Below are 8,598 nucleotides of genomic sequence, written 5' to 3'. Positions count from 1 at the left end.
GCCCTCCTGGCCACCTGGACCGGCGCCTGCTCCATATGTGGCCAACCCGCACCAGAACCCGAACCGCACCATCGCACCTAACAAAGCCCTACTAGTGCTGTGACCGGAAAGGTTCACCGCCTCACGACGCCCGGTACGGCACCTCGCCGCGTTGTCGGACCACGGAAGTACGTCCAGTACGAGCCACGGCCCTCCGGCTTGCGATGCACCGCACCGGACGCCGCGAGACGGCAACCCCTTCCGGCCACAGCACTAGCCAGGGTCTTCAGCGGCCGTACTGCCGCAGGCACAGGTCGACGATGGACGGCGGTACGACGCCGTCGGCGGCCGCGCACAGCTCGTCCATGCGGGGCGGCGGGGCGGGCCGACGGTGCGGGTGCGCGGTCGTGGCCCCGGGCATTCGGGGCCGCCGGAGCGGGGCCGCCTGCTTCGCGCGCGGCCGCTCGCGGGGTGCGGCCGCGGCGGGCGCCCGGTCCGGGTCCGCGAGCGGCCCCCGGGCGGTGTCCAGGGCCGGTTCGGGCGGCACAGCCGACGGCAGTTCCCCCAGGGGCAGAGCCGGCAGCGCGGACCGCTCGGGCGCATCCCCCGACGGCACGGACCCGCGTACGGGAGCCGGGTCCGGAGCCGGGTCGTGCGGGCCGACGGAGACACAGCCGGCGCTCGCCAGGAGCGCGACGAGGGAGAGGGGCAGGGCCCGGCGTAACTGCATCCGACCACCTTGCCGCACGGCCCGTCGCTCCCCGGCCCCGCCTCACGCATCCGGGTGACACCGGGCGGCGACGGCGGCGGACCCGGGGCGTGCGCGATCGGTACCGACGTCCGGGCGGCGGGGCAGGCGCGACCTCCGGCGCCCCGGGTTCTGCGCGCCGCCGACCACCGCCGCCGTCACCGTCCGGGCCACGGCGCTCCGCCGCCCCGAACGCATCGGCGGACGGATCGCACCCGACAGAACGGGTGGGCCGGAGCAGATCGGACACAGGGCTTGACCCGGCCGGTGCCGACGGGCGAGAGTGCGCCCGATCAAGAACCACAGTTCTGGCCGCACCCCGGAGATACCTCTGATGTCCACACCGGTTCGCCCGCCGCTCGCCCCGCCCGCGATCGACGGTTCTCCGGCACTCGGCACGCCCCGCGCCCACGGCGGCGGTGCGGCCCAGGCTCCCGCCGCCCGGCGGCGCAGAGCCTGACCGGCCGGACGGGGGCCGGCACCGCACCGCCGCGCCGGCCCCCGCCCCTGCCGGGAGACCGCCATGTCCCAGGACCCTGACGAGAACGGGCTCGCCCCCGACGACACCCTGCTCGTACGCCCGTACGTCGCCCCCTCGGGCCCACCGGCCCGAGCGGAGGCCCCGGCCTGGCCGCAGTCCGGGCCGTACGCCTTCCCCGCCCCCGCGGACGCGTCCGCAGGCGGCGCGGGACACCGCCCGGAGGCCGGAGTTCGGGCACCAGTGACCGTGCCCGAACTCCGGCCTCCCGTGGCCGCCGCCCGCCATCGTAGGCATGCCGCGGGCGCGGGCCGCCGGAGCCGCCTCGCGCCGGCCGTGGGCACCGTCCTCGGGCTCGCGGCCGTCGGCGGCCTCGTGCTCCTGCTGACCGGCCCCGACCCGCAGCCGCCCCGGGCCGAGCCGCCGGCCGAGCTGACCGTGCCGGCGCTACCGGGCGGTCCGGCCGCCGACGCCGAACCCTCCGGTCCCACGGCGTCCGCCCGGTCCGCGGCAGCTTCGGCCCCGGCCGGCGACGTGCCGGCCCGGACGACGAGCCCGGCGGCGAAGCCGTCCACCGCGCCCAGCGCGTCGGCCGCACGGCCGTCGGGCGCGTACGCGACCCTGCGCATGGGCGACAGCGGGCCCGAGGTGCGGGCCCTGCAGGAGCTGCTCCTGGGGCAGGGCTTCACCTATGTCTCCGTCACCGGCGTCTACGACGGCCAGACCAAGCGCGGCGTCGGCCAGCTCCAGCGCGACCGGTCCATCAAGGGCGACCCCCAGGGCGTCTACGGCCCCAACACCCGGGCGGCCATGGGGTAGGGGGTGTGCCGACGCCGGACGACCGCCCGTTCAGCGCCCGCCCGCGACCCGCAGCACCGTTCCCGTCGTGTACGAGGCGGCGCAGGTCCTCGGTGCGGGCGCCGGCACCGTCTCGCCGAGGGGGCGGACGGGCGGCTCGCCCTCCGGGCCGCCTTCCCGGTGCACGCCCGACCGGTCGGTCGTGTCCGACCGGCCGGGCCGTGGCCCGCGTGGTGGGATGGGCCGGGGCGGGGTCCACCAGCACACGGAGAGGTCGGGTACATGTCCGAGTCGGGCCGGAGCGGTCAGGAAACCATGCGGGCGATGGCGTACGAGACGTACGGCGGGACGGAGGTGCTCTCCGAGACCCGGCTGCCGCTGCCCAGGCTCGGCCCCGGCGAGGTCCTCGTCCGGGTCAAGTGCGCCGCCGTCAACCCCGTCGACTGGAAGATCATGGCCGGCGGGCTGGACCCCCTCATGGACGTCGTCTTCCCGGTGGTCCCCGGCTGGGACGTGGCCGGCACGGTCGAGAAGGTCGGCATCGACGTCCCCGAGTACGCCGAGGGCGACGAGGTCATGGCCTACGCCCGCAAGGACTACGTGCACGGCGGGACCTTCGCCGAGTTCGTCACCGTGCCCGTACGCGCCCTCGCGCACAAGCCCGCCTCGTTGAGCTGGGCCGAGGCCGCCGGGCTCCCCCTCGCCGGGCTCACCGCCTACCAGCTGCTCACACGCCTCGGCACGGGCAGGGACGACACTGTCCTCATCCACGGCGCCGCGGGCGGCGTCGGCTCCTTCGGCGTGCAGATCGCCCGCTCGCTGGGCGCCCGCGTCATCGGCACCGCGTCCCCCCGTAATCACGACCGGGTGCGCGAACTCGGCGCCGAGCCCGTCGCATACGGCGACGGGCTCGCCGACCGCGTCCGCGCCCTCGTGCCCGACGGGCCCACTGTGGTGGCGGACTTCGTCGGCGGGGTCGGTGGAGTCACCCGCGAGGTCCTCCACGACGACGGCCGACACGCCTCCATCGCCGACCCCAGCGTCCTCGGCTCCGGCGGCGAGTGGATCTGGGTCCGCCCCGTCGGCAGCGATCTGGCCGAACTGGGCCGGCTCGCCGACAGCGGACAGCTGAAGGTGCCGGTCGCCAGGACCTTCCCCCTGGCCGAGCTGGCGGCGGCCTTCGAGCTCAGCCAGGGCGGCCACACACCGGGGAAGATCATCATCGAGGTCTGACGCCGTCCGCCCACGGCCCCGCGCCCGCATCCGGCCCGACCGGCGGGACACCCCCCAGGTCCGGCACCTCACCGCCCGCAGCCCAGGACACCTCGACCCCGCGCAGGCCGGCCCGCCACCGGTCGGCCGGCCCGGCAAGCCGCGCCGCGTCCGGCGGCGCCGCGCCCAGGCCGATCGCGTACCGGGCGAGGCCCGGCCCGGGCTCGAAGGGGCGGGGCCAGGCGTGCGCACCACTGACGCCGGCCTCCTCAAGGGCGCCGAGGAGCGCCCGCATCCGCCCGCGCACCCGGCCCCGTGCCTCCTCGAACTCCGCCTCGGCCGCCCGTACGGTGACCACCGCCCAGGCGGCGTGCCGGCGGTGCGGCGGCACCGCGGCCGCGGCCAGGGCGTCCGCCCCGACCCCCGATTCCAGCAGCTCCCATGCCCCGTACAGCTCCTGGACCAGGAGGTCCCGCAGGTCCGGGGTCACCTGGGCGGTGCAAGCGCGGACCGGCGCCGACGGGGTGAGGACCGTCACCGGATCCGGATCCGGGTCCCGATCCTGATCCCGATCCGGGCCCGGCGCGGCCGAGGTCGGGGTCGGGGCCGCCGGATCCGGCCCCGCCAGGGAGACCGGCTCGCGCCAGTCCCAGGCGGCCCACCGTCCGAAGAACTCCCGCAGCAGGGCGTCCGGCGGCAGGGCCCCCGCCTCCCGGACGGTGTGCGCGGCGAGGACCGACCAGGCCAGTCCCGGCAGCCCCCCGAAGGGTGCCGAGTCCAGTCCCCTGGCCCGCGCCCACGCCTTCACCCGCCGCGCGAGCCCGGCGAACGCGGCATGCTCCGCCCCCACCGCCGCCCGTACGGCGTCGGCGTCGCTCACCGCGCTCAGCGCGACGGCGGCGGCCTCGCCCAGCTCCGCCCGCCGCCCCACCGCCCGCGCCGGATCCAGCTCGCCGGTGGAGACCACCACCAGGTCCACCGACAGCGACCCGACACGGAAGCGCAGGCCCGGCACCCGGGCCCCCGTCACCTCGCGCAGCCCCCCGGCCTGCGGCAGCGCGGCCGCCATCCGCTCGCGCACCCGGGCGACATCGGCCGTTCCCGGCAGCGCCGCCACCAGGTCGAGGTCGGCGCCCGGCAGGGCGCAGCCCATCCTGCGGGAACCGGCCACGTGCACCCGCGCACCGGGCAGTGCGGCCCCGATGCGCGCGATGACCGCCGCGGCCCGGTCGTTCCCGCGCTCCGGCCGGGCTTCCGCGAGGGGCTCGGCTGTCCAGCGCACCTCGCCCGTGCCCAGCCGCACCCTCGCCCGGACCCGCATCGGCCCGTCCCCGCGCCGCGAGAGCATGGCCAGTTCCCCGACCCGCGCGGACAGCCCCCCGCCCAGGCGCGCCGTGAACTCCGCGACGGCCCGCTGCGGGTCGCGGCTGCGCCCGAGCGTCAGGTGCGGGGTGTAGCCCCCGGGTCCGCCGGAACGCCCCCGGCAGCCGGGGAACCGGTCCGTCAGTGCCCGCCGGAGCTCCTGCCACGGCGCCTCGCCACCGGCCGCCGGATCCAGCCAGACGGTGGCTTCCTCACGGTGCCCGAAACTGTGCACACCTTCCAGCCGGGCCTCGAACGCGGCGGTCCCCGCGGCCACTTCGGCGAGCAGCGGGACGGCCTCGGCGAAGGAGGACTCCGGTACGAAGCCGAAGAGCAGGTTCACGTGCGCGGGCCAGCGGCCGGCCGCCGGGTCGTGCTCCCGGCGCACCTCACCCACCGCGTCCGGCAGGCCCGGCGGCAGCCACGCCACCGCCGTCCGCGCCGTCGCCGGCACGTCGAGGCGTGCCGGCGTCCCGCCGGGCGTCCCGAACTCCACCGTCGCCTCCACCCCGAAGTGGTCGGAGACGAACAGTCCGCCGGGGGCCGGTGAGTCGCCGCGCAACGCCGCCCGGGTCACCCGGGCCGGGGTGGAGCCCAGCAGGATCCGGTCCAGCCGGGAGGCGCGGCCCGTCAGCGAACCGACCGCGGCCAGCGGATTGGCCGCCGGGTCGAAGGTCGGTGTGGCGTCGGCCGCCCCGTGCACCTCGCTCCAGGCGTCGCGCATGCCGAGCGCGGGCGCCGGCCCCTCGGCGCCGTGGCGGCCGTCGTTGAAGTCGCCCAGGAGGACCACGCCGGCCTCGATCGCGCCCAGGCCCTCCGCGAGGCGGGCCAGTTCGGCCTCCCGCTTCTCGTGCCCGTTCTCGGTGTGGTCGCTGGTCAGGTGGGTGCCGGCGACGACCAGCGGCCCGGCCGCGGTGTCCACCGTCACGGCGGTCACCGCCTTGTGCGGGCGGAACATGTGCAGGCCCGCCTCCCGCACCGGCAGCCGGCTCAGGACCAGCAGCCCGTGCGCGCAGACGTCCCGGCCGCCGGGATCCGTGCCGAGGGTGTACCCGGCCCGCACCCACGGCGCCGCCAGCAGCATGCCGAGCAGCTCCGGCTCCACCTCCTGCAGCGCGATGACGTCGGCGTCCGCGACGGCCAGATCGGCCAGCAGGAGCGGTCTGCGCCGCGCGGTGGCGATCCGCGGGGCGTCGTAGCGGTCCCAGAGCGTGTTCCAGGTCAGCAGCCGCACCGAGGACGGTGCCGCCGCGGCGTCCGCCGGGGCTGCCTGCGCGGGACGCCACGCGCCGCCGCCCGAGGGATCCCACGCGTACGGGGTGCGGGCCGTGAAGAAGGGGGCCCGCAGCAGCCGCGGATCCCGGACCCGGCCCGCCGCGGTGACGTCGATCAGGTCCACGCCGGTCGCCCGGTCCCACACCAGCTCGCCGTCGGCCTCGACGAACAGCACCCGGTGCCAGGGGATGTCCCCGCCGGGCACGAAGGAGGGCAGCGGGACCCGCTTGGGAGCCGCACCGCGCTGGAGCAGGCCGAGCACGAACCGCGCCGGATCGAACCGGGGGTCCCAGCGGACCTGGTGGTAGAGCTGCTCACTGGTGCGCATCGGTGCCTCCGCCCGCGCCGAAGGAGACCGGCCAGGGCGCGAGCGTGCCCGCCGTGTCCTCCACCCGCCCGCCGGCGCCGACGTACCACGTACGGTGCGCCCGGCCCGCGTACGGCGGGCTGAACCGGTGCAGCTGCGAGGTCAGCACCCGCGGCGGCACCGGATGCGGACGCACCCCGTTGCGGCGCACCAGCTCCGCCTCCTCGACCAGCACCACGGCATGGGTGACCAGCGCGTCACGCCGGCGCGCCACCGAACCGGCGAGCCCGCGCTGCTGGTCGGTGAGCGAGGTGGCGTCCCACACCACGGTCCCGCCGCGCGCCAGGGCGGCGTCGAGCCGGTCCAGGCCCGCGCTCAGCACCTCGGCGTTGGCCCGCTGGTCCGTGCGCGAACCCCGGGCGCCGCGCAGGTCGTCGAGCGAGACGTACGCGTCCACACCGGGCAGGGCGCGGCCGAAGGTGCTCTTCCCGCTGCCCGAGGGGCCACACAGCTGCACCAGCCGGGGAAACGATCCGTCACGCCACTGCCACGTCGCCGCCACCGTCTCCTCCACCGCGGCCCCGGAGATCCTGCCGTCCGCGAACGCGCGCCGGGCCTCCGCCCAGCAGCGGTCGGCCGCGGCCGCACCCAGCCCGGCGAGGGGTTCCCGCAGCGCGGTACGCAGGTCCTCCAGCGGATCCGGGCCGCCCAGCAGCCCCGCCTCCTCGGCCCACAGCGCGGACCACTCCACGCACTCCCGCGCCTGCGGCCCGTCGGCCAGCGCACCGGCGAGCGCGTGCAGCACCCCGAGATCCGCCGCCGTGGCCATCCGGACGAGTCCCGCCCGGCGGTCGGCGTCGGAGAACGGCCGCTGGAGGTACGGGTACAGCCCCAGCAGGTCGCCGACACGCCGCGCGAGGGGCATCCCGGCCGGACCGGCCGCGAGACGCGCGGCCGTCCGGGCACGCGGTGCGCGACGGAGCACGGCGGCGAGCACTCCGGCCAGCCGGTCGTCTCCGGTCCGCCCCCAGGCGTCGATCCGGGCGGTGGCCTCGGCGACCACATCACCGTCGGCGCCCACATCACCGTCGGTGTCGGCGTCGGTGTCGGCGTCGGCATCCGTGGCCGTGTCCGTGGCCGTGGATCCGTCCGTGCCGACGGCGGCGGACAGGGCCGCGACATCGGGCTCGGCGCCCGAGCGCACCGCCCACAACGGGGCCGCCGGACCGAGCCCGTTGGGTACGACCTCCGCGTACATCCAGTGCGTGTCGGTCTGTACGTGTCCGACCCGCACCCACTTCGCCACGCACCGCCCGAAGTCCGCCCGGGAGAAGCCGGCGGCGGTACGCACGACGTAACCCTCCTGCCGGGCGGTGTCGAGCCTCAGTCGGCGCAGCGCCCGCTCGTCGAAGGTGCCGCGCCACAGCACCCGCGGAACGGGTACCCCGAGACCGCGCAGGAACCCTACGGTCCGGTCCCAGTCCAGGCACTGCTCCCCGTCCCACACCGAGAAGCCGTAGAACCAGCTGTCCAGGTCCTCGTACGGGATCGAGTGCCGGGCGTAGAGGTTCTCCCCGCACACCCGCCACCCGGCGGGGATGCCGGGGCCGATCCGCCCCTGGAGGCCCTTGACCCAGGCCCGTGAGGGGTGGTGCCCGGAGTCGAGCGAGCGGGCGTGCAGCCCGTCCGCGTACAGGGTGGTGTTCTCCCCGTCGAGCTTCTCGGTGACCACGACCTCGCGTCCGTCCAGCCCCGCCAGTCCGAGCGACCGGACGTCGTCCGCCGAAGCCCCGGGTGACCAGGGCAGATGAGGCGTACGGGGATAGTGGGTGCGCATGATCCGCTCCGGCTCGACGACAGGGTACGCCGTCACTGTAGGTATCCGGCGGCGGGCGGATCCACCCAATTCAGCGGCAGAGCGCCACGATGGCCGGCGACACCGTGCCCTCGGCGGCCCTGCACAGGGGAGCCATGTCGTACGAACGCACAGGAGCGGGCCGGGACTTCACCGGGGCCGCCGACTGCCGGCGGGCCTTCTTCCGGGGCGCGGTCCTCGCCGGTTCCACCGGTTTACGGGCCCTGGCAGGCCCCGCCCTGTGGGGCGGGCGCTGCGGCTCCCCGGCGGTCCGGGGCAGGTGCGGCGCCGCCGCCGGTCCCGACACCGGTACGGACACCCGGGTGCCCGGCATGGCGGCGGGCTCCGCGGCCCCCGGCGGAGGCAGCCGGACCAACGGCCGGGCGGCGGCCGTGGGTTCCGGCGGCAGCCCGCGGATGGCCGGATCCGGAGCCGCAGCCGCACGCGGCGCGTCCGGTACGGGGGAGGGGTGCACCGTCACGCATCCGGAGGCCATGACGAGCGCGGCGAGTGTCAGGGGCAGAGCCCGGCGCAGCTGCATCCGACCACCCTGCCGCACCGCCGCCGCCCGGACCCGCGCCCGT

Annotated in this window: 6 protein-coding genes; 2 read left to right on the top strand and 4 right to left on the bottom strand. The window is 77.1% G+C overall.

The window, feature by feature from the left end; genetic code table 11:
• Window positions 1-265: 265 nt before the first annotated feature.
• Entirely contained in the window at window positions 266-709 is a 444-nt protein-coding gene (locus ACIPXC_RS28780; RefSeq protein ID WP_401623914.1) for a hypothetical protein, read from the bottom strand.
• A gap of 541 nt (window positions 710-1,250) precedes the next feature.
• On the opposite strand from ACIPXC_RS28780, the gene ACIPXC_RS28775 reads away from it, so the two are divergent.
• Window positions 1,251-2,024, top strand: a complete 774-nt coding sequence (locus tag ACIPXC_RS28775; protein WP_401623912.1) for a peptidoglycan-binding protein — start codon at window positions 1,251-1,253, stop codon at window positions 2,022-2,024.
• A 294-nt stretch (window positions 2,025-2,318) separates the two neighbouring features.
• Window positions 2,319-3,236 carry an NADP-dependent oxidoreductase gene (locus ACIPXC_RS28770; RefSeq protein WP_401623928.1) on the top strand — a complete coding sequence of 306 codons (918 nt, stop codon included), beginning with the start codon at window positions 2,319-2,321 and terminating at the stop codon, window positions 3,234-3,236.
• On the opposite strand, the gene ACIPXC_RS28765 is transcribed toward ACIPXC_RS28770, so the two are convergent.
• From ACIPXC_RS28765 to ACIPXC_RS28755, 3 genes are all read right to left on the bottom strand, one after another.
• Entirely contained in the window at window positions 3,223-6,180 is a 2,958-nt protein-coding gene (locus tag ACIPXC_RS28765) for a poly(A) polymerase (RefSeq protein ID WP_401623910.1), read from the bottom strand. The two genes, ACIPXC_RS28770 and ACIPXC_RS28765, sit on opposite strands and share 14 nt — an antisense overlap.
• Window positions 6,167-7,996: an RNA ligase family protein gene (locus tag ACIPXC_RS28760; RefSeq protein WP_401623926.1), complete on the bottom strand. Its 1,830-nt coding sequence runs from the start codon at window positions 7,994-7,996 to the stop codon at window positions 6,167-6,169. The genes ACIPXC_RS28765 and ACIPXC_RS28760 overlap by 14 nt, the downstream gene beginning before the upstream one ends.
• 70 nt (window positions 7,997-8,066) lie before the next feature.
• On the bottom strand, window positions 8,067-8,555 hold the full coding sequence (locus tag ACIPXC_RS28755; protein WP_401623908.1) for a hypothetical protein: 489 nt from the start codon (window positions 8,553-8,555) through the stop codon (window positions 8,067-8,069).
• Window positions 8,556-8,598: the final 43 nt, after the last annotated feature.

The organism is Streptomyces sp. NPDC090021 (assembly GCF_044748225.1).
In the GTDB taxonomy this organism is placed as follows: domain Bacteria; phylum Actinomycetota; class Actinomycetes; order Streptomycetales; family Streptomycetaceae; genus Streptomyces.
The sequence above is the reverse complement of the archived record's forward strand: the minus strand, read 5'-3'. Positions and strand labels throughout refer to the sequence as shown.

Coding starts and splice junctions, on each gene's coding strand:
- ACIPXC_RS28780 (WP_401623914.1), bottom strand. CDS start 709: ATGCAGTTACGCCGGGCCCTGCCCCTCTCCCTCGTCGCGCTCCTGGCG.
- ACIPXC_RS28775 (WP_401623912.1), top strand. CDS start 1,251: ATGTCCCAGGACCCTGACGAGAACGGGCTCGCCCCCGACGACACCCTG.
- ACIPXC_RS28770 (WP_401623928.1), top strand. CDS start 2,319: ATGCGGGCGATGGCGTACGAGACGTACGGCGGGACGGAGGTGCTCTCC.
- ACIPXC_RS28765 (WP_401623910.1), bottom strand. CDS start 6,180: ATGCGCACCAGTGAGCAGCTCTACCACCAGGTCCGCTGGGACCCCCGG.
- ACIPXC_RS28760 (WP_401623926.1), bottom strand. CDS start 7,996: ATGCGCACCCACTATCCCCGTACGCCTCATCTGCCCTGGTCACCCGGG.
- ACIPXC_RS28755 (WP_401623908.1), bottom strand. CDS start 8,555: ATGCAGCTGCGCCGGGCTCTGCCCCTGACACTCGCCGCGCTCGTCATG.